Source organism: Piscinibacter sp. PDB5-1, assembly GCF_056676035.1.
Genome location: NZ_JBWVZL010000005.1, coordinates 428404 through 445958 on the forward strand (window position 1 = coordinate 428404; position 17555 = coordinate 445958).

The following is a 17555-nucleotide window of genomic DNA, read 5'->3' on the forward strand; positions in this document are numbered from 1 at the left end:
GTGCCTCAGCGCTTGGCCGGGCGGGCGGGCTTGAGGGTCTTGAGGTAGGCGATCAGGTCGGCGCGCACCGCCGCGTCGCCGATCGACACGCCCATGGCCTGACCCGGCACCAACTGCTCAGGCCCGGCGAGCCAGGCGTCGAGCGCCGCGTCGGTCCACACCAGCCGCGAGCGGCGCAGCGCGTCCGAATAGTCGAAGCCGGGCTGCGTGGCCGCACGCCGGCCGGCCACGCCCCGGTGCAGCGGGCCCACGCGGTGCTCGTCCACCGAGTGGCAGGCCGCGCAGCGGGCTTCGTAGGCGGCCTCGCCCCGCACGGCGTCGCCGGCCGCCTGCGCCGGCAGGGCCAGCAGCCAGGCGCTGGCGAGCGAGGCGGCGGCGACGTGCGAGGCCAGCCGCAAGCTGCGCCGGCTCATCCGCCGAAACTCAGCGCGTTGGCGGGCAGCGTCTTGCCGAGCGCGCCGGCCAGGGCGGTCCAGTGCATGGTCTCGTCGGCGGCCAGCCGCGCGGCGACCTGCGACAAACCCTTGTCGCCGAAGGCCGGGATGACCCCCAGGTACGCATTCGCCGCGCCCAGTTCGAGCTTGGCGGCCAGCGTCAGCACGTCGGCCTGGTTGGCCAGGGTGTCGGCACGCAAGGCCCGGGCGTAATCGGCCAGGGCCCTTTCGGCCACCGGCTGGCCACCCAGCTTCTGGATGGTGGCGACCAGCGCGTCGCGGTGCGCCTTGTGGTGCGACTGGAACAGCACCGCCACGTCGAGCACCGGCTTTTGCAGCAGGCCGCTCTGCGCGCCCAACTGGTAGGCGTTGATGGCTTCGTGTTCGAGGCCGAGCGCGACGTTGAGGATGCTCACGTCTTTCGATGCATCGGCCGCCAGCGCGCGGGTGGGCACGCCGCCCAGCAAGGCGACGGCACCGGCCGAGAGGGTGAGGGCGCTGCCGCCCAGAAAGCCGCGACGGGCCGTGACGAGGGACGAGGTGTTCATGCGGGGTTCCTGACAAACAAGTGGTTGTGAGACATGGCGTGTGGGTGCCATGCCCGCCACTTACGGAGCCCGCCCGGCTTTGGATGCAGCCGGCAGTGAACAAGACCTGGGCTCAGCCCGTCGCTGCCGACCCCACCTGCGGCAGCGCCGCGCCGCACTGCGCGCAGAAACGCGCCCCGGCCAGCGCCTTCGCGCCGCACTGCGTGCAATGCAGCGCGGGGGGCGCCACGCTCGCCAGCGCGGCAGCGGTGTGCAGCTCGCGTTGCAACTGTGCGGCCGAGGGGGCGTCGCCCGGCCCCTGCAGCTGGTGCTCGCCGCTGTTGAGTGCGGCGATGCGGGCCTGGTCTTCGTGCGCGGTCGGCGCGACCAGCACGCTCTGGCCGCGCGCGAACTCGGCCAGGTGCGACGACAGGGCGCGTGCCTCTTTCTCGGTCGAGAACATCGCCGTGACCTGGCGCGGCGCGTCTTTGCCGAACACCACCGACTCGACACGCGCGCGCCACACGCGCAGCGTCATCGCCTCGGTGCGCACCACGTCGTTCTCGGTGTTCATGCGGCTGGCGAACTGGTTGCCGGTGCCGATGCGCGAGGTCTGGTAGTTGCCGATCATCTCGACCCACACCAGCACCGACTCGAAGTTGAAGCGGCCCCACAGCCGTGCCGACAGCTTGAAGCAGAAGGCCGCCACGAAGGCGAGGATCACCGCCGTGCCGAGCAGCGACACGCGGTTCTCGCGCCAGTCGGCCAGCGCGTCGAAGCCCCGCACGAACACCAGGCCCAGCACCACCGCCGTGACGATCAGCACCACCGCATACAGGTCGATCAGCAGCAGCGGCCGGTGGCGGCGGTCGCCGAGGGCGCTGGCGAAGGTCGGCGCCTGCGTGCCGCTCAGGGGCAGCGGTTGCGTCTCTTCGAACAGCTCGCCCGCGAAGCTGCCACTGGGCGTGGCCGCCGAGGTCACCGGGTCGATGCGCGCGTAGCGCCGGTTCGGGATGCGCTCGGTCCACTCGCTTTGCAGCGTGCGGTCCAGTTCGTCCATCAGGCTCGCGGGCGGCGCGTTCATCGACAGGCGCGACTGCTCCATGCTCGCGCGCGTCTGCGGCGCCGCGTCCACCTGCATCAGCACGGCGACCATGCCGAGCGCGCAGGCCACGAGCGCGGTGCCCAGCATCACGAAGGTCTGCACGTTGACGTTGAACTGCCCGACGCCAGGCAACTGCGGCGCCACCAGGCCGATCGCCACCGGCGCCAGGATGGCCGCCGCGATCAGCCCGACCAGCGAGGCCGTCGAGAGCTTCGCGCGGTCTTGCGCGAGCACCGGCTTCACGAGAAAGAACACACCGAACGCGAAGTACAGAAAGCCGATCCACGGCCGTGTGGCCGCAGTGCCGAACACCAGCCACGAGAACACGAAGCTCAGCAAGGTGGCCGCCACCGCCGCCAGGTTGAACATGTAGCGCTTGGCCAGCGTCTGCACTTCGAGCGGCGCGGTGATCAGCCTGGGTGCCCAGTGGTACAGCACGCCTTCGACGGCGCCGTGCGGCTCGGGGTAGGTGAGGCCGCCCTGGCGCAAGATCTCTTTCACACGGTCGGCGGCTTGCGAACCGCCGGTGGCACCGGGCGGAATCTCGGGCGCCAGCGGCAAGGGCCGCCCACGGCCGAAGAAGAAGCGCAGCCGCGTGGCGGCGGTGGCCGCGCAGGCCAGGCCCGCCGCGACCATCAGCAACCCGGCGATCAGCGGCGCGGCCACCCGGCGCATCGCGACCAAGTGCATGGCCTCGCGCGCCCACCACAGGCTCATCACCCCGGCGGCCAGCAGCAGCACCGCGCACAGCCACAGCAGGCGGTTCTGCAGGCGGTAGGGGTTGGGCAACTCCAGCAGCTTCGATTCGGAGCTGTAGTCGTACGACATGCGGTGGGTCTCCCGGGGTGCGGCTGTGACGGGTTCAACAGCAGAGCCCGGCGAGTGTAGGTGGGCTTCACCGCCCAGGCGGTGCTTTGGGGCAAGATGCCCGGTCCGTCACTTGCCCGGCCTCGTGCCGTGTGCCGCCATGGAACTGTCAACCTGGCTTGCCTTCTTCGTTGCCGCCTGGGCCATCAGCATCTCGCCGGGCGCGGGGGCGGTCGCCGCGATGAGCGCCGGCCTCAACCACGGCTTCGCGCGAGGCTACTTCATGACCTTCGGGCTGGTGCTGGGCATCTGGGTGCAGATCGTCATCGTCGGCCTCGGGCTGGGCGCGCTGATCGCCACCTCGTCGCTCGGCTTCGCCATCGTCAAGTGGGCGGGCGTGGCCTACCTCGTCTACCTCGGCATCAAGCAATGGCGCGCCCCGGCCCAGCCGCTGGTGGCCGAGGCCGCCGACGCACCGCGCACGCGCCGGCGCGTGCTGGTGCTGCGTGGCATCGGCATCAACGCGGTCAACCCCAAGGGCACGGTCTTCCTGCTGGCCGTGGTGCCGCAGTTCCTCGACCTGTCGCAGCCGTTGGCGCCGCAATACGGGGTGATTGCCGCGACGCTCGGCTTCACCGACCTCACGGTGATGGCCGGCTACACGGCGCTGGCTTCGCGTGTGCTGCGGCTCTTGAAGTCGCCCACGCAGATGCGTCTGCTCAACCGCCTGTTCGGCAGCCTGTTCATCGGCGCCGGCATGCTGCTCGCGGCGTTCAAGCGCGCGTGATGAGACGCGTGATGGCGCGAGCGACCTCGACGCGCCCCGGCCGCGTCATTCGCTGACCTTCGAGCGGCCCGCCTTCACCTGCGAACGCTGCGCCTTGCCTTCGAGGCGGCGTCGCTTCGCGCCCGCGGTCGGCTTGGTGGGGCGCCGCGGCTTGGGCGGTGTGGCCACGCTGTCCACCAGCGCCTGCAGGCGTTGCAGGGCGTCGAGGCGGTTGGCGTCCTGGCTGCGCGAGGTCTGGGCCTTGATGACGACCACGCCTTCGCCGGTCAAGCGCTGGTCGTTCAGTGCGAGCAGACGCTCTTTCACCGCTTCGGGCAGCGACGAGGCCCGCACGTCGAAGCGCAGGTGCACCGCGCTCGACACCTTGTTGACGTTCTGCCCGCCCGCGCCCTGCGCGCGGATGGCCGTGAACTCGACCTCGGCGGGATCGACCTGCGCGCTGCCCACGCCGCCGCCGATCAGGCCAGACGCACCGGCACGCGCGCACCCAGTGCGCACATCAGCTCGTAGCCCACGGTGCCGGCCGCGTGCGCGACCTCGTCGATGGGCAGGCGGCTGCCGTTCGGCCCCTGGCCCCACAGCGTGACCTCGCTGCCGACCTGCGCGCCGGGCACGGGGCCGAGGTCCACGGTCAGCATGTCCATCGACACGCGGCCGACCATGCGCGTGCGCACGCCGTCCACCAGCACCGGCGTACCGGTGGGGGCGTGGCGCGGGTAGCCATCGGCATAGCCGCAGGCGACCACGCCCACGCGCATCGGCGCCTCGGCCGTGAAGGTGCTGCCGTAACCCACCGTGCCGCCGGCGGGTACGTCTTGCACGGCGATGAGCTGCGCGCGCAGCGTCATCGTCGGGTGCAGGTCCCAGTGCGCGATGTCGTGCGTGGGGAAGTCGGGCGACGAGCCGTACAGCATGATCCCTGGGCGCACCCAGTCGCCGCGCACGTCGGCGTCGATCTCGGCGAAGCGCAGCGTGGCCGCGCTGTTGCACAGCGAGCGGTCACCGGGCAATTCGCGCGTGGCCTCTTGAAAGGCTTCGAACTGCGCCGCCACGCCGCGCGGGCCGTCGGCATCGGCGAAGTGCGTCATCAGCGTGATGCCATCGACCTGCGTCAGCCCCGACAGGCGCAGCCACGCCGAACGAAACGCGGCCGGCGTGAAGCCCAGCCGGTTCATGCCGGAGTTCATCTTCAGGAAGACCTGCTGCGGCCACGTCGTCTTGTGGATCGCCAGCCAGTCGATCTGCGCTTCGCGGTGGATCACGTGCCAGAGGTTGAGCCGCGAGCAGCGTTCGAGGTCGCGCGCTTCGAAGCAGCCTTCGAGCAGCAGGATCGGCCCGCGCCAGCCGAGCGCGCGCAGCTGTTCGGCCTCGGCCAGGTCGAGCAGCGCAAAGCCATCGGCCCCGCGCAAGGCCTCGTACACCCGCTCGATGCCATGACCGTAGGCGCGCGCCTTGACCACCGCCCACACCTTCGCGTCGGGCGCGGCGGCGCGCGCGCGGTGCAGGTTGTGGGTGAGCGCGTCGGCGTGAACGAGCGCTTCGATGGGGCGCGGCATGGGGCCGAATTCTGCCAGCCGACCCCGGGCTTTGCCGGGCTGCGCGCCCCGTGCGCACGGGGCAGAGCGCAAAAACCCGCGTGCTATAAACCCGCCGCGAGAACGGGACTCCATCGCGCCGAGGCGCCACGTCACTGAAGACCGGGAATCATCCGGCGACGATCAGCTCAGAGAGCGAATGAAAAAAGGCTTCTACACGATCATGTCGGCGCAGTTCTTCAGCTCGCTGGCTGACAACGCGCTGTTCGTGGCGGCCGTGGAACTGTTGAGAACGTCGGGGCAAGCCGAATGGCAACGCGCCGCACTCGTCCCCATGTTCGCGCTCTTCTATGTGTTGCTTGCCCCGCTGGTCGGCGCCTTCGCCGACGCCATACCGAAGGGGCGGGTGATGTTCATCTCGAACCTCATCAAGGTTGTCGGCTGCTTGATGATGCTGTTCGGCACGCACCCGCTGATGGCCTATGCCATCGTCGGCCTCGGTGCAGCGGCCTACTCGCCGGCCAAGTACGGCATCCTGACCGAGTTGCTGCCCGCGTCGCAGCTCGTCAAGGCCAATGGCTGGATCGAAGGCCTGACCATCGGGTCGATCATCCTCGGGGTGTTGCTCGGCGGGCAGTTGGTGGGCGCCAAGGTGTCGCCTTACCTGTTGGCCATCGACATGCCCGGCATCGAGACGGGCATCAACTCGGCCGCCGAAGCAGCCATCGCGTCGATCATCGTGCTGTATGCACTGGCGGCGGCGTTCAACCTGAAGATCCCGCGCACCGACGCACCGCTGCAGCCGCTCGCCAACGGCGTGGTCGAGCTGGTGCGCGATTTCTCGAACTGCACCACCCGCCTGTGGACCGACAAGCTCGGCCAGATCTCGCTGGCCGCCACCACGCTGCTGTGGGGCGTGTCGGGCAACCTGCGCTACATCGTGCTGGCGTGGGCGGCGGCGGCGCTGGGCTACAGCACCACGCAGGCGGCGTCGCTGGTGGGCGTGGTGGCCATCGGCATGGCGGTGGGCGCGGTGATCGCGTCGATGCGCATGCGGCTCGACCAGGCGACCAAGGTGATCCCGCTCGGCGTGGTGATGGGCCTGCTGGTCATCTGCATGAACTTCATCAGCAACGTGTGGGTGGCCGCGCCCTTCCTGATCGTGCTGGGCGCCATCGGCGGCTACCTCGTGGTGCCGATGAACGCGCTGCTGCAGCACCGCGGGCACAACCTGATGGGCGCAGGCCGCTCGATCGCCGTGCAGAACTTCAACGAGCAGGCCTGCATCCTTGCGCTCGGCGCGTTCTACACCGGCATGACGCGCTTCGGCCTGTCGGCCTTCACGGCCATCACGATCTTCGGCCTGTTCGTGGCTGCCGTGATGTGGCTGATCGGCCGCTGGCACAAGAACAACTGCGTGACGCACAAGGACGAGGTCGATCGCCTGCTGGCACTCGCCCGCAGCGACAAGCACTGACGAAGGCGCGAAGCTTCCTGCTGCGCGGGCACATCTCGCGCCTGTCGCTCTTTGCAAACGCGTCGCCGTATCCCCGTACGGCTGCGCTTCTCGCCGCAAGCTGAGTCCGCTCGCGACAGAATCTTCGCGCCTTCGCCGTGCCGTGCTTCGGCCGTGCGGACGGCTTCATCCCACAGTTCTCTCGTGACCCGCTCGAACACCTCGCTGCTCGCCGTCCTCGCCCTCATGTTCAACGCCTTCGTGTGGGGCGTGTCGTGGTGGCCGTTCCGTGCGCTCGAAGGGCAGGGTCTGCACCCGCTGTGGTCCACGGCGCTGGTGTATTCGGTCGCGGTGGCGGTGATCGTCTGTCTGCGGCCACGGGCGCTCTGGCGCGTGGCCAAGACGCCAGTGCTGTGGGTGCTGCTGTTTGCCTCGGGCACGACCAACGCGGCCTTCAACTGGGGTGTGGTGGTCGGCGACGTGGTGCGCGTCGTGCTCTTGTTCTATCTGATGCCGCTGTGGGTGGTCGTGCTCGCGCGGCTGGTGCTGCACGAGCCGATCACCCGCATGGGGCTCATACGGGTGCTGCTCGCACTGGTGGGTGCGTTGGTCGTGCTGTGGCCGTCCGACGGCAGCTGGCCGGTGCCGCGCAGCCTGGCCGATTGGCTGGGTGTGCTGGGGGGCTTCTCGTTCGCGCTCAACAACGTGATGTTGCGGCGCGAGTCGGCGCGGCCCGAACAAGACCGTGCGTTGGCGATGTTCATCGGCGGCGTGACGGTTTCGGGGCTGCTGGCCGCCGGGCTGGCGTCGCAGGGGCAGGTGGCCTGGCCGCCGGCGCCCGGCGTGGGCTGGGTCGGCCTCGCGCTGGCGCTGAGCGTGGCCTTTCTGGCCAGCAACATGGCGCTGCAGTACGGTGCGGCGCGCCTGTCGGCCAACATCACCTCGGTCGTGATGCTGACGGAGGTGGTGTTCGCGTCGGTCTCGGCGCTGTGGCTGGGCGGTGGGTCGATGACTTGGCAACTCGCGCTCGGGGGCGCGCTGATCGCCACGGCGGCCTTGCTCGCCGCGCGCGAGCCGGCGCATTGACGCAAAGCTCCTAAGCCGACAACCGCAGCTGGCGCAGCGCGTTGGCGAGGTCTTCGTCCATCAAGGGCTTGACGAGGTAGGCGTCGCAGCCGGCGAGCGAGCCGCGCACGCGGTCGGTTTCGCTGCCTCGGCCGGTGACCATCACCACGGCCGGGGCCGGGCCCTCGGGCGGCGGGTGCAGCTTGATGTGCTGGCACAGCGAGAGGCCGTCGAGGCTGCCCTCGGGCCCGAGCACGATGTCGAGAAACACGATGGCGAACCGGTGCCCGGCCAGCCGTTCGAGCGCCTGCTCGGCGCTGCGTGCGCTGTGCACGCGAAAGCCCATGCGTTGCAGCCGCAGCTGCAGAAACTTGACCGCGATGCGGCTGTCGTCCACCACCAGCACATCGCGCACCGGGCGGCCCAGGTCGTCGGGCTGGGTGTCGGGTTGCTGTGGCGCGTTGCGCCGTTCGATCAGCTGGTCGAGTTCGCGCTCGATGCGCCGCGGCTCGATGGGCCGCGGCACCCAGGCGCCGGCATGGGCCGGGGCGCGCGCGCCGACGAACACCGTGTCGCCCATGCGGTCGGCGTCTTCGACGGCGGTGATGGCGTCGTGCTGGTCGGCGTCGGCGATGACGAAGTCGCAGTCGTCGAGCGAATCGACCTGCGTGTAGCCCGGCGAACGGGTGGCGTCGAGGCGGAAGAACGAGGCCAGGGCGCTGCGCTCGAAGTCGCTGAAGCCCTGCAAGGCCACGGTGTAGCGCGTGGGGCCGCGTGCGGCCATGGTGTCTCCGGGTCGTGATGTGGGGGCAGCGGTCGTCCGATGTTCAACGCCTGGCCCGGCCGCGTCAAGAACCCGGTGCGATGCGCGGGTGCCCGCGCAACGCTAGCATCGGCCAGCTTGCCAGGAGACCCCATGAGTGCCACCGCCCGCTTCCAAGACTTCGACGCGCAAACCCTCGACGGCCAGCCGGCCCCGCTGTCGGCCTACCAGGGCCAGGTCGTGCTGGTCGTCAACACCGCCAGCAAGTGCGGGTTCACGCCGCAGTTCGAAGGGCTCGAAAAACTCTGGCAGACCTACCGCGAGCGCGGCCTCGTGATCGTCGGCTTTCCGTGCAACCAGTTCGGCGGGCAAGACCCGGGCAGCAACGACGAGATCGGCGCCTTCTGCCAGCGCAACTACGGCGTGAGCTTTCCGATGATGGCCAAGGTCGATGTGAACGGCGGCGACGCCCACCCGGTCTGGAAGTGGCTCAAGAGCGAGGCGCCGGGCATCCTCGGCACCGAGGCCATCAAGTGGAACTTCACCAAGTTCCTCATCGGCCGCGACGGTCAGGTCATCAAGCGTTTCGCGCCCAACGATTCACCGGCTTCGCTCACGGCCGACATCGAAAAGGCGCTGGCCGCCGGCTGAGCGTGGCGGCGGCGGCCAGCGCCGGATAATCGCGGCTCCCTTTCAGGAGCCCCCATGTTCGAGCACGTCGATGCCTACGCTGGCGACCCCATCCTCACCCTGAACGAGAGCTTCGGCAAAGACCCCCGGCCGAACAAGATCAACCTCAGCATCGGCATCTACTTCGACGACGCCGGCCGACTTCCGGTGATGCGCGCGGTGCGTGAGGCCGAGGCGGCCATGCTGCAGCAGATCGGCCCGCGCCCCTACCTGCCGATGGAAGGCGCGGCCAACTACCGCCAGGCCGTGCAGCACCTGCTGTTCGGGGCTGAGCACGAGGCCGTGAAGAGCGGGCGCATCGCGACCATCCAGACGCTCGGCGGCTCGGGTGGCCTGAAGGTCGGCGGCGACTTTCTCAAGCGCTACTTCCCGAACAGCAACGTGTGGGTCAGCGACCCGACCTGGGACAACCACCGCGCGATGTTCGAAGGCGCGGGCTTCACGGTCAGCACCTACCCGTACTACGACGCGGCCACCGGCGGCGTGAAGTTCGAAGCCATGCTCGCGGCCCTGCAGGCCCTGCCAGAGCAGAGCATCGTGCTGCTGCACGCGTGCTGCCACAACCCGACCGGCGTGGACCTCAGCGCCGCGCAATGGCAGGCGCTGATCCCGGTGATCCAGGCGCGCCGGCTCATCCCTTACGTCGACATCGCCTACCAGGGCTTCGGCGACGGCATCGCGCAGGACGCATTCGCGCTGCGCGCCCTGGCCGATGCGGGCGTCAGCTTCTTCTGCGCAAGCTCGTTCTCGAAGAGCTTCTCGCTGTATGGCGAGCGCTGCGGTGCGCTGAGCGTGGTGTGCCCCAACAAGGCCGAGGCCGAGCTCGTGCTGGGCCAGATGAAGGCGACGGTGCGCAAGAACTATTCGAGCCCGCCCACGCATGGCAGCCAGATCGTCGCCCGGGTGCTGCAAACCCCCGAACTGCATGCGATGTGGGCCGACGAGCTGGACGCCATGCGCGTGCGCATCGCCGCGATGCGCAAGCAGCTGCACGCGGTGCTGACGGCCAAGCTGCCGGGGCGCAACTTCGACTACTTCATCACCCAGCGCGGCATGTTCAGCTACACCGGCCTGAGCGCCGAGCAGGTGGACCGCCTGCGTGAAGAACACGCCGTGTACCTCGTGCGCTCGGGGCGCATGTGCGTGGCGGGCCTGAACTCGTCGAACGTCGAGGCCACGGCGGTGGCGATGGCGGCGGTGCTGGCCGGCTGACGACGCGAGGCCGACCGGGTCACCGGCCGGCGCGCGTTCAGGCCTTGGGCAACGCCGCGCTCATTCGCCCACAAACACCGTCAGCACCCCGGTGAAGCCGTAGAGGTGGTGGCGGGCGATCTCGCCGGCGGCGAAAAAACCAACCAGCGGCACGTCGCCCAGCGCGTGCTTGATGATGGCCAGCTCAGCCGAAGGCGCCCCGAAGTGCGGGCCGTCGCGCCCGGTGCAGCTCACGTAGACGGCCCCGGCGATGCGTCGCGCCGGGTGCGGCTGCGTGCCGGCCGCGTCGCCCTGCAGAGCGAGGGCGGTGGCCAGCGGCAGGGCTTCGGGCTCCAGCTCTTCGCGGATCTCGGCGCAGATGCGCACCAGGTCGCGCCGAGCGGCTTCGGTGTCGCGGCTGCAGAACGCGAGGCGCATCCCTTCGTGCACCACGTCGCTGATGGCCACGCCGCGTTGCTTGGGGTCGATGCCGATCAGGTGGCGCACGCGCGTGTCGGCACCGAACTGCCCATGGCGCGGCATCAGGTCTTCGTTGGCGTCGCTCAGGCCGACCATGGTCTGGCGCAACCGGGGCAGGGCGTCGCGCGGTTCGGTGGTGTCGATGTGCAGGTCGCGCAGCAGCACGTCGAGCGCAGGTTCACCGTCGAGGGTGGCAACGAGGTTGCGTTCGCCACCGGTGATGCGCCGTGCCGGGCCGACGGGCTGGCAGCCTTGCGTCACCCGCGAGACGAGCTTCACGCCCGGCCCGAAGGCCACACCCGAGAGGCCGCCTTCGCAGATGCCGTCGGCGATGTGCAACGCCCGCGTGCGCGCCGAGGCCAGACCACCGAAGAGATAGCCGGTGGCCACGCGTTCGCTCATCTCGCCGATCAGGCTGCCGAGGTCGTCGCAGGCCGGGTCGGCATGTACTTGTGCGGTGTGGGCGTCGAACGCGCTGCTTGACGGGCCCGGCGCTGCGCCGAGCGGCTTGATGCCCGAGAACACACGAAACCGATCGGCCGGCACATCGCCGAGCATCAACACCAGCGCGGGCTCGTCCATGTACTCGACGCCGCTGGCCGACACGCCGACACCCACCGAGCCGACCCAGGCCACACCGGGCCAGCGCTGTTGCAGCTCGGCCAGCAGGGCTTCGGCGTGTGCCGCGTAGTGGTCGCTGAGGTAGACCCACCCCAGCGTGGGCTGCTGCACGTAGCGGCCTTCGGGGTCGGCGCGCTGCGCGTCGATCTGCGCGGCGGCCAGCGCCACCGCCATCGGCCACTCGGGGTGGGTGGCGTGCGCGTGCGCGAACAGCCTCATGCGCCCTCGCTGCCCGTGCGGCGGCGGCGGGCGGTCTTGGCGCTGGCCGCCTTGCCGCGTTTGGCGGCGGCTTTCTTCGCGGCGGGCTTGGGCGTGCCGGTGCGCGACGTGCTGGGCGCAGCCGCTGGCTTCATCGCGGTCTTCATGGCCTTCGCAGCGGCCTCGGCCATGGCCGTGGCGCCGGGCAGGTTCTTGGTGACTTCGGCGGCGCCGTCTTTCAGCGCATGCGTGGCGAGCTGGCTGAACTCTTTGGTGAGCGCGCCCCACCATTGCATCGGGTCCACCAGGCCGCGCGCGGCGGCGGCATCGGCGCTGCCGGGTTGCGCGGGGGCGGCCTTGGGCGCGGCGGCCGGCGGCGGGCTCGCGTCGCCGGGCATGCGGATGCGCATCGCTTCGCCCAGGTCGCCCATCTGCACGTTCATCGTGCGCAGGGTCGACAGCGTCATGCGCTGCACTTCGAGCGCCTGGATGGTCGCGGCCAGCATGCGCGCGTTCTGCTCCAGCCAGAACTGCACGGTGCGCAGCTCGTCGATGCGTTTGTCGATCTCTTCGGGGTTGAGCGTCGGGGCGATCCATTGCCCCACGCCGGGCATGGCCGAGCCGGCGTTGCGCACCAGGCCCTGCAGAAAGTCGAAACCGGGAACGAACTTGCTGAGGTCGGGGCTGCTGTCGGCCATGGCGGTCTCCTTCAGGGGGCAGGGGGGCGAGTCATTGTGCCTCTCGCATTTCGACGAAGAAGGTTGCCAGATGCGGGGAACCCCCGTTGACGGCGCCGGCACCCCGGGGAACCCTCAGCGTCTGCGTTCAAAGAAGCGCAGTCCACCACCAACGAGGAGACAGACGCATGACCACCCCCGCTTCCAGCCGCTTCGGGCTGGCGTTGTTGCTCGCCGGCCTGATGGCCGCCCCGGCCTTCGCGCAAAGCCCCGAGCCCCTGCCGACCGACCGGCTCATCATCAAGTACCGCGACAGCGCCCCCGGCGTGGCCCGCGCCGCCGCGGCCACCGACCGCACGCGCCTGCACCGCTTTGCGCAAGACGCCGCGCTGCGCCGCGGCGCCCGCCTCGAATGGCTGCGCAACGCCGCATCCGAAGCGCACGTGATGCGGCTTGAGCGTCGCCTGCCGCTGGCCGAAGTCGCCCAGCTCGCGCGCGAGATTGCCGCTGGCGACCCGAGCGTCGAGTACGCCGAGCCCGACACCATCATGACCACGCAGATGACGCCGAACGACACGCAGTACGGCCAGCAGTGGCACTACTTCGAAGCGGCGGGCGGCCTGAACCTGCCGCCGGCGTGGGACAAGGCCACCGGCACGGGCGTCGTGGTCGCGGTCATCGACACCGGCTACCGGCCCCACGCCGACCTGGCCGCCAACGTGCTGCCCGGCTATGACTTCATCGCCGACAGCAGCCGCGCCAATGACGGCAACGGCCGCGACAACAACGCACAAGATGCGGGCGACTACGCGTCGGCCGGTGAGTGCAGCACTTTCAGCCCTTCGCAAAACAGCAGCTGGCACGGCACGCACGTGGCCGGCACCATCGCCGCGGTCACCAACAACGGCAGTGGCGTCGCAGGCGTGGCCTTCAACGCCAAGGTGCTGCCGGTTCGTGTGCTCGGCAAGTGCGGCGGCTACACCTCCGACATCACCGATGGCGTGGTTTGGGCCGCAGGCGGCGCCGTCTCCGGCGTGCCGGCCAACCCCACGCCGGCGCGCGTGCTGAACCTGTCGCTCGGCGGTGGTGGCGCTTGCAGCACGACCTGGCAGAACGCCGTCAACGCCGCCCGTTCGCGCGGCGCGATCGTCGTCGTGGCCGCGGGCAACAGCAACGCCGACTCGGCCAACTTCTCACCGGCCAGCTGCTCGGGCGTCATTTCGGTGGCGGCGACCGGCCGCAACGGCGGCCGCGCGTCGTATTCGAACTACGGCTCGCGCGTGACCGTGGCCGCTCCCGGCGGCGACACGCGCAGCGGCGCGGCCAACGGCGTGCTCTCGACGCTCAACAGCGGCACGCGCACACCCAGCTCCGACAACTTCGCGTACTACCAAGGCACCTCGATGGCCGCCCCGCACGTGGCCGGCGTCGTGGCGCTGATGCTGTCGCGCAACCCGGCGCTCACGGCCGACCAGGTGTCGTCGATCCTGCGCAGCACGGCACGGGCCTTCCCGGCCACGTGTTCGCAATGCGGCGCCGGCATCGTCAACGCCAACGCGGCGGTCGATGCCTCGGGCGGCGGCACCAACCCACCGCCACCCCCGCCCACGGGGCAGCAAGTCGCTGAGGTCGAGCCCAACAGCTCGACCAGCAGCGCGCAGGCGGTGCGTGAGGGCGACACGGTCACCGGTGTGATTTCGAGCATCTACGACACCGACTACTACCGCGTGTCGATCGCTCCGGGCAGCACGCTCGGTGCGACGCTGACGCCCAACAGCAGCTCCAACTTCAACCTGTACATCTACAACGCCAGCGGCACGCAGCTCGCCAGCAGCACCAACGGCACGGGGGTGGTGGACAGCACCTCGGTGCGCAACAACGGCACCACGACCGCGACCTACCTGGTTCGTGTGCGTTACGCCAGCGGCAGCAACGGCTCGACCGCGAGCTACACCTTGCGGCTCGACTGAGCGGGCTCGGCGCGGCGGCCTGCCGGCCGCCGCGAGGCTCACGGTTCGAACGCCACTCGTTCGACCGTGTAGCCGCGGGCCGACAGCAAGGCCGGGAGGCCTTGCGGGCCCACCATGTGCAAGCTGCCCACGGCGGCGAACACCGTGCGCCCACCCGTGTGGATGTGGTCGATGCCATCGGCCAGGCCGGGGTTGCGCGCATCGAGCCAGCGTGCGTGCAAGGCGCGTTCGCCCGGCGTGCGCAGGCAGTCGCACCACGCTTCGTAGCGGGTCAATTCGTCGTGGCGGCTCTGCGCCCACATGTGCGCCTGGCGCACGAGGCCGGTGCGCGCCTCACCCGACTCCAGGCTCTTCAGCACGCTCTCGACGAACTCGCGCGTTTCGCGGGCATCGCGCCCGTGCAGCAGCTGCGCCTGCAATTGCGGTGATTCGAGCGACACCACCGGCCGCACCTGGCGCATGCCCATGAAGACCGGGTCGATGGCGTAGGCCGTCTCCAGCCCGTCCTGCCGCGCCGCGCCGACCACCAGGCTCACGGCGGCCATTTCGGGCGTCAGCGCCGCCAGCGTGTCGTCGGACAGGCAGGCGGCCGAAGCTTGTGTGCGCAGGCGATGCCGCAAAGGCGCGGGCAGCGCGTGGCGCGGGGTGCCCGCGAGCGCGGTCTGGAAGTCGCTCAGCACCCGGGGGTCGAGCACGTCCATCTCGACGGCGATGACCTCGCTGTCGATCGCCGCGCGGCGCACGGTGGGCCCGGGAACCAGCCACTCGCGCCGGCCGATGTGGATGGTGCCGTACAGGTACGAGCTGCGCCCGGCCTTGCTGATGCGCCACAGAAAGCCGCGGTCGCGTGCCACCGACAGCTGCTGATGCCACTCGGCCTCGGTCAGCGCGGTGGGGGCGGGCGGGCAGGGCGGTGCGGTGGGTCGCGCCGGTTCGGCGCTGGCCACACGGCCGACCGCCAGCGCGAGCACGAGGCCCAGCCCGAAGCACGCCAGCCAGGCGCACAAACGCCGGCCCACCGGGCCAGCCGAGCCGAGATGCGGGATCCGATGCATGGGCGCGTGCCTCCAACACGCGCGCCACGGGGCCGCGCTCATGGTCGCCGCCGCCGTGTCGCTCATCGACACAAGTGCCAGGACGGCACATCGTGCCCGCAGGGTCGTGGCCGCCGGCCAAACACCCTGCCGTGCGCGTGGGCACTGCGGGGGCTGGGCGGCTCAGCGGTCAGCGGTCAGCGGGCGGCGTCGGGCCGCAAGTCGATGGTGAGTACGCCATCGCGCTGCTGCCAGCGCAGGCGGCCGAGCACGTCCATGCCCAGCAGCGGGTGGCCGTCCAGGCTGGGCAGGGCGGCGATGCGCAGGCGCTCGGCGCGCACGCCGCCTTGCAGTTCGAGGTTGGCCTCGACGAGCTGGCCGGTGACGGGGCCGTTGGCGGTGTTCGACTGGATCTCGCCGCGCGCCGGCAGGCCCAGTTCGCGGGCAAGTTGTGTCGAAATGGCCGTGCCCGTGGCGCCGGTGTCGATCAGGAAGTCCACCCGCTGGCCGTTGATGCGGCCGGGCCAGTGGTAGTGCCCGTCGGCCGAGCGGCGGATCTCGACCACCTCGCCCTCGGCATGAAAACGGGCCTGCTGGGCACGGTGCTGCAGGGCCTGGATGCCCAGAAACACCGCCACGCCGACCAGCAGCCACACCGTGACGACCTTGAGACTGGAGGGAAGCTCGTTTGACATGACGCAAGTGTCGCCCGCCGCCCGGCCAACCCCGATTTGCGGTCCCTCAGGTCGGTGGGCGCACGCCTGCAAAGTGTTGTGAACTCACTCACGGATACACCGAAGCAATCACTGGCATCGCATCCTAGGGATGGCGCTCTTGCCAACTTCAAGTCCGGAGTTTTCGACATGAATCTCATCAAAACAGCACGCTTCAACCGCTGGTCCCAAGACGCTTCGGCGGTGCGGGCCTACGCGGCGCAGCGGAAGCTGTCGGGGGCGGGTACGTTCTTCATCAGCCGCGACCGCAGCGACGGGGCCTACATCGAGGTGGACCGCCACCGACTCATCAACTTTTCGAGCTTCGACTACCTCGGGCTCACCCAGCACCCGCGTGTGCTGGCTGCCTCGCACGCGGCGCTCGACCGCTTCGGCAGCTCGTCGTCCGCCAGCCGCGTGGTGGCCGGGCAGACGGCGGTGCACGACGCGCTGGACGCGCACATTGCCGACTTCCTGGGCACTGAGGCGGCGATCACCTTCAACAGCGGCTTCGCCACCAACGCCAGCACCATCGGCTTTCTGTTCGACGCGCACGACCTCATCATCCACGACAACCTGATGCACCAGAGCGGGCTCGAAGGCATCCGCCTGTCGGGCGCGCAGCGCCTGAGCTTCAAGCACAACGACGTGCGTGCGCTCGAAGCCGTGCTCAAGCGCGAGGCGCACAAGTACCGCAAGGTGCTGGTGCTGGTCGAAGGCGCCTACAGCATGGACGGCGACGTGTGTCCGCTGCGCGAAATCGTCGCGCTCAAGCAGCGCTACGGCTTCCACCTGATGGTCGATGAGGCGCACTCGCTGGGCACGCTGGGCGCCACCGGCCGCGGCATCGCCGAGCATGCCGGCGTGAACCGCGACGACGTGGACCTGTGGATGGGCACCTTGTCGAAGTCGCTGGCCAGCTGCGGCGGCTACATCTCGGGCCGCGCCGAGCTCATCGACTACCTGCGTGGCAACTGCCCGGCCTATGTGTTCAGCACCGCCTTGCCGCCCATCGGCGCAGCGGCGGCGGACGCGGCCTTGTCCGTGATCGAAGCCGAGCCCGAGCGTGTGCGCCTGCTGCAGGCCCGCGTGCGCCAGGCGCAGCAGGCCGCGTTCGGGCTGCGCCTGAACATCGGCACCTGCGACGAGGCGCCCATCCTGCCGGTGATGCTGGGTGAACGCGAGCTGGCGCTGGCCGCATCGTTCACGCTGTACCACCGCGGCGTGTGCGCGCACCCGCTGATCTACCCGGCGGTGCCCAAGGGCCTGGCGCGCCTGCGCTTCTTCATCACCGCGCTGCACACCGAAGAAGAAATCGGCCAGGCGCTCGAAGCCGTGGCCGCGGTCGTGCGCGAGGCCGAGCAGGCCGAGGGCGGTGTGGACGAACCGGTGCGGGTGATCGCCGACACGGCGCGCGAGGCGGCGCCGCAAGGCGAGGTCGAGCACGAGGCCGAAGCGGCCTGAACGGCGAGGCGAACGCTGGGCCGACGGGCCCAGCGTGT

At 70.1% G+C, this 17555-nt stretch carries 17 protein-coding genes; 7 read left to right on the top strand and 10 right to left on the bottom strand.

Features of this window, described 5'->3' with window-relative positions:
* Positions 1-5: 5 nt before the first annotated feature.
* The 3 genes from AC1KAT_RS20875 to AC1KAT_RS20885 all read right to left on the bottom strand — a co-directional run bounded on the left by AC1KAT_RS20875 (position 6) and on the right by AC1KAT_RS20885 (position 2894).
* The gene (locus tag AC1KAT_RS20875) at positions 6-413 is read right to left on the bottom strand and encodes a c-type cytochrome (protein ID WP_480329013.1); all 408 of its coding nucleotides are present in this window, start codon (positions 411-413) and stop codon (positions 6-8) included.
* Positions 410-982, bottom strand: coding sequence for a ferritin-like domain-containing protein (locus tag AC1KAT_RS20880; RefSeq protein WP_480329015.1), 573 nt, complete (start codon positions 980-982; stop codon positions 410-412). Before AC1KAT_RS20880 ends, AC1KAT_RS20875 begins: the two co-directional genes overlap by 4 nt.
* A gap of 112 nt (positions 983-1094) precedes the next feature.
* Positions 1095-2894: a zinc-ribbon domain-containing protein gene (locus AC1KAT_RS20885; protein ID WP_480329017.1), complete on the bottom strand. Its 1800-nt coding sequence runs from the start codon at positions 2892-2894 to the stop codon at positions 1095-1097.
* A gap of 139 nt (positions 2895-3033) precedes the next feature.
* On the opposite strand from AC1KAT_RS20885, the gene AC1KAT_RS20890 reads away from it, so the two are divergent.
* The gene (locus tag AC1KAT_RS20890) at positions 3034-3660 is read left to right on the top strand and encodes a LysE family transporter (protein ID WP_480329019.1); all 627 of its coding nucleotides are present in this window, start codon (positions 3034-3036) and stop codon (positions 3658-3660) included.
* 45 nt (positions 3661-3705) lie between these two features.
* On the opposite strand, the gene arfB is transcribed toward AC1KAT_RS20890, so the two are convergent.
* On the bottom strand, positions 3706-4107 hold the full coding sequence (gene arfB, locus AC1KAT_RS20895; protein WP_480329223.1) for an alternative ribosome rescue aminoacyl-tRNA hydrolase ArfB: 402 nt from the start codon (positions 4105-4107) through the stop codon (positions 3706-3708).
* A gap of 11 nt (positions 4108-4118) precedes the next feature.
* Positions 4119-5216: an alanine racemase gene (gene alr / locus AC1KAT_RS20900; protein ID WP_480329021.1), complete on the bottom strand. Its 1098-nt coding sequence runs from the start codon at positions 5214-5216 to the stop codon at positions 4119-4121.
* 178 nt (positions 5217-5394) lie between these two features.
* Here alr and lplT point away from each other — a divergent pair, with 178 nt between their 5' ends.
* Both lplT and AC1KAT_RS20910 read left to right on the top strand, forming a co-directional pair.
* Positions 5395-6672 (top strand): lysophospholipid transporter LplT, encoded by a 1278-nt coding sequence (gene lplT / locus AC1KAT_RS20905; protein WP_480329023.1) that lies wholly within the window; start codon positions 5395-5397, stop codon positions 6670-6672.
* 183 nt (positions 6673-6855) lie between these two features.
* Positions 6856-7737 (top strand): DMT family transporter, encoded by an 882-nt coding sequence (locus AC1KAT_RS20910; RefSeq protein ID WP_480329025.1) that lies wholly within the window; start codon positions 6856-6858, stop codon positions 7735-7737.
* Positions 7738-7747: 10 nt separating this feature from the next.
* Here the strand turns inward: AC1KAT_RS20910 and AC1KAT_RS20915 are convergent, their stop codons facing one another.
* Positions 7748-8500: a response regulator gene (locus tag AC1KAT_RS20915; protein ID WP_480329027.1), complete on the bottom strand. Its 753-nt coding sequence runs from the start codon at positions 8498-8500 to the stop codon at positions 7748-7750.
* Positions 8501-8632: 132 nt separating this feature from the next.
* Between AC1KAT_RS20915 and AC1KAT_RS20920 the strand changes: the two genes are divergently transcribed.
* Both AC1KAT_RS20920 and AC1KAT_RS20925 read left to right on the top strand, forming a co-directional pair.
* On the top strand, positions 8633-9130 hold the full coding sequence (locus AC1KAT_RS20920) for a glutathione peroxidase (protein WP_480329029.1): 498 nt from the start codon (positions 8633-8635) through the stop codon (positions 9128-9130).
* A gap of 54 nt (positions 9131-9184) precedes the next feature.
* Positions 9185-10381: an amino acid aminotransferase gene (locus AC1KAT_RS20925; RefSeq protein WP_480329031.1), complete on the top strand. Its 1197-nt coding sequence runs from the start codon at positions 9185-9187 to the stop codon at positions 10379-10381.
* 60 nt (positions 10382-10441) lie between these two features.
* On the opposite strand, the gene AC1KAT_RS20930 is transcribed toward AC1KAT_RS20925, so the two are convergent.
* Both AC1KAT_RS20930 and AC1KAT_RS20935 read right to left on the bottom strand, forming a co-directional pair.
* A complete protein-coding gene (locus AC1KAT_RS20930) occupies positions 10442-11680 on the bottom strand; it encodes an FIST signal transduction protein (protein ID WP_480329033.1) in 1239 nt (412 codons plus the stop codon).
* Positions 11677-12357: a PhaM family polyhydroxyalkanoate granule multifunctional regulatory protein gene (locus AC1KAT_RS20935; RefSeq protein ID WP_480329035.1), complete on the bottom strand. Its 681-nt coding sequence runs from the start codon at positions 12355-12357 to the stop codon at positions 11677-11679. The genes AC1KAT_RS20930 and AC1KAT_RS20935 overlap by 4 nt, the downstream gene beginning before the upstream one ends.
* A 167-nt stretch (positions 12358-12524) precedes the next feature.
* Between AC1KAT_RS20935 and AC1KAT_RS20940 the strand changes: the two genes are divergently transcribed.
* Entirely contained in the window at positions 12525-14306 is a 1782-nt protein-coding gene (locus tag AC1KAT_RS20940; RefSeq protein ID WP_480329037.1) for a S8 family serine peptidase, read from the top strand.
* 38 nt (positions 14307-14344) lie between these two features.
* Here AC1KAT_RS20940 and AC1KAT_RS20945 read toward each other — a convergent pair whose 3' ends face one another.
* The gene (locus tag AC1KAT_RS20945) at positions 14345-15361 is read right to left on the bottom strand and encodes a TraB/GumN family protein (RefSeq protein WP_480329039.1); all 1017 of its coding nucleotides are present in this window, start codon (positions 15359-15361) and stop codon (positions 14345-14347) included.
* A 176-nt stretch (positions 15362-15537) separates the two neighbouring features.
* Positions 15538-16035 (bottom strand): retropepsin-like aspartic protease family protein, encoded by a 498-nt coding sequence (locus AC1KAT_RS20950; RefSeq protein ID WP_480329041.1) that lies wholly within the window; start codon positions 16033-16035, stop codon positions 15538-15540.
* Positions 16036-16203: 168 nt separating this feature from the next.
* Here AC1KAT_RS20950 and AC1KAT_RS20955 point away from each other — a divergent pair, with 168 nt between their 5' ends.
* Positions 16204-17517: an aminotransferase class I/II-fold pyridoxal phosphate-dependent enzyme gene (locus AC1KAT_RS20955; RefSeq protein ID WP_480329043.1), complete on the top strand. Its 1314-nt coding sequence runs from the start codon at positions 16204-16206 to the stop codon at positions 17515-17517.
* Positions 17518-17555 lie beyond the last annotated feature (38 nt).

Excerpts from the sequence above, each read along its gene's own strand:
- alr (WP_480329021.1), bottom strand. The coding sequence starts at position 5,216 with ATGCCGCGCCCCATCGAAGCGCTCGTTCACGCCGACGCGCTCACCCAC.
- AC1KAT_RS20930 (WP_480329033.1), bottom strand. The coding sequence starts at position 11,680 with ATGAGGCTGTTCGCGCACGCGCACGCCACCCACCCCGAGTGGCCGATG.
- AC1KAT_RS20880 (WP_480329015.1), bottom strand. The coding sequence starts at position 982 with ATGAACACCTCGTCCCTCGTCACGGCCCGTCGCGGCTTTCTGGGCGGC.
- AC1KAT_RS20885 (WP_480329017.1), bottom strand. The coding sequence starts at position 2,894 with ATGTCGTACGACTACAGCTCCGAATCGAAGCTGCTGGAGTTGCCCAAC.
- AC1KAT_RS20890 (WP_480329019.1), top strand. The coding sequence starts at position 3,034 with ATGGAACTGTCAACCTGGCTTGCCTTCTTCGTTGCCGCCTGGGCCATC.
- AC1KAT_RS20955 (WP_480329043.1), top strand. The coding sequence starts at position 16,204 with ATGAATCTCATCAAAACAGCACGCTTCAACCGCTGGTCCCAAGACGCT.
- AC1KAT_RS20920 (WP_480329029.1), top strand. The coding sequence starts at position 8,633 with ATGAGTGCCACCGCCCGCTTCCAAGACTTCGACGCGCAAACCCTCGAC.
- AC1KAT_RS20875 (WP_480329013.1), bottom strand. The coding sequence starts at position 413 with ATGAGCCGGCGCAGCTTGCGGCTGGCCTCGCACGTCGCCGCCGCCTCG.
- AC1KAT_RS20945 (WP_480329039.1), bottom strand. The coding sequence starts at position 15,361 with ATGCATCGGATCCCGCATCTCGGCTCGGCTGGCCCGGTGGGCCGGCGT.
- AC1KAT_RS20915 (WP_480329027.1), bottom strand. The coding sequence starts at position 8,500 with ATGGCCGCACGCGGCCCCACGCGCTACACCGTGGCCTTGCAGGGCTTC.
- AC1KAT_RS20940 (WP_480329037.1), top strand. The coding sequence starts at position 12,525 with ATGACCACCCCCGCTTCCAGCCGCTTCGGGCTGGCGTTGTTGCTCGCC.
- AC1KAT_RS20950 (WP_480329041.1), bottom strand. The coding sequence starts at position 16,035 with ATGTCAAACGAGCTTCCCTCCAGTCTCAAGGTCGTCACGGTGTGGCTG.
- AC1KAT_RS20925 (WP_480329031.1), top strand. The coding sequence starts at position 9,185 with ATGTTCGAGCACGTCGATGCCTACGCTGGCGACCCCATCCTCACCCTG.
- lplT (WP_480329023.1), top strand. The coding sequence starts at position 5,395 with ATGAAAAAAGGCTTCTACACGATCATGTCGGCGCAGTTCTTCAGCTCG.
- AC1KAT_RS20935 (WP_480329035.1), bottom strand. The coding sequence starts at position 12,357 with ATGGCCGACAGCAGCCCCGACCTCAGCAAGTTCGTTCCCGGTTTCGAC.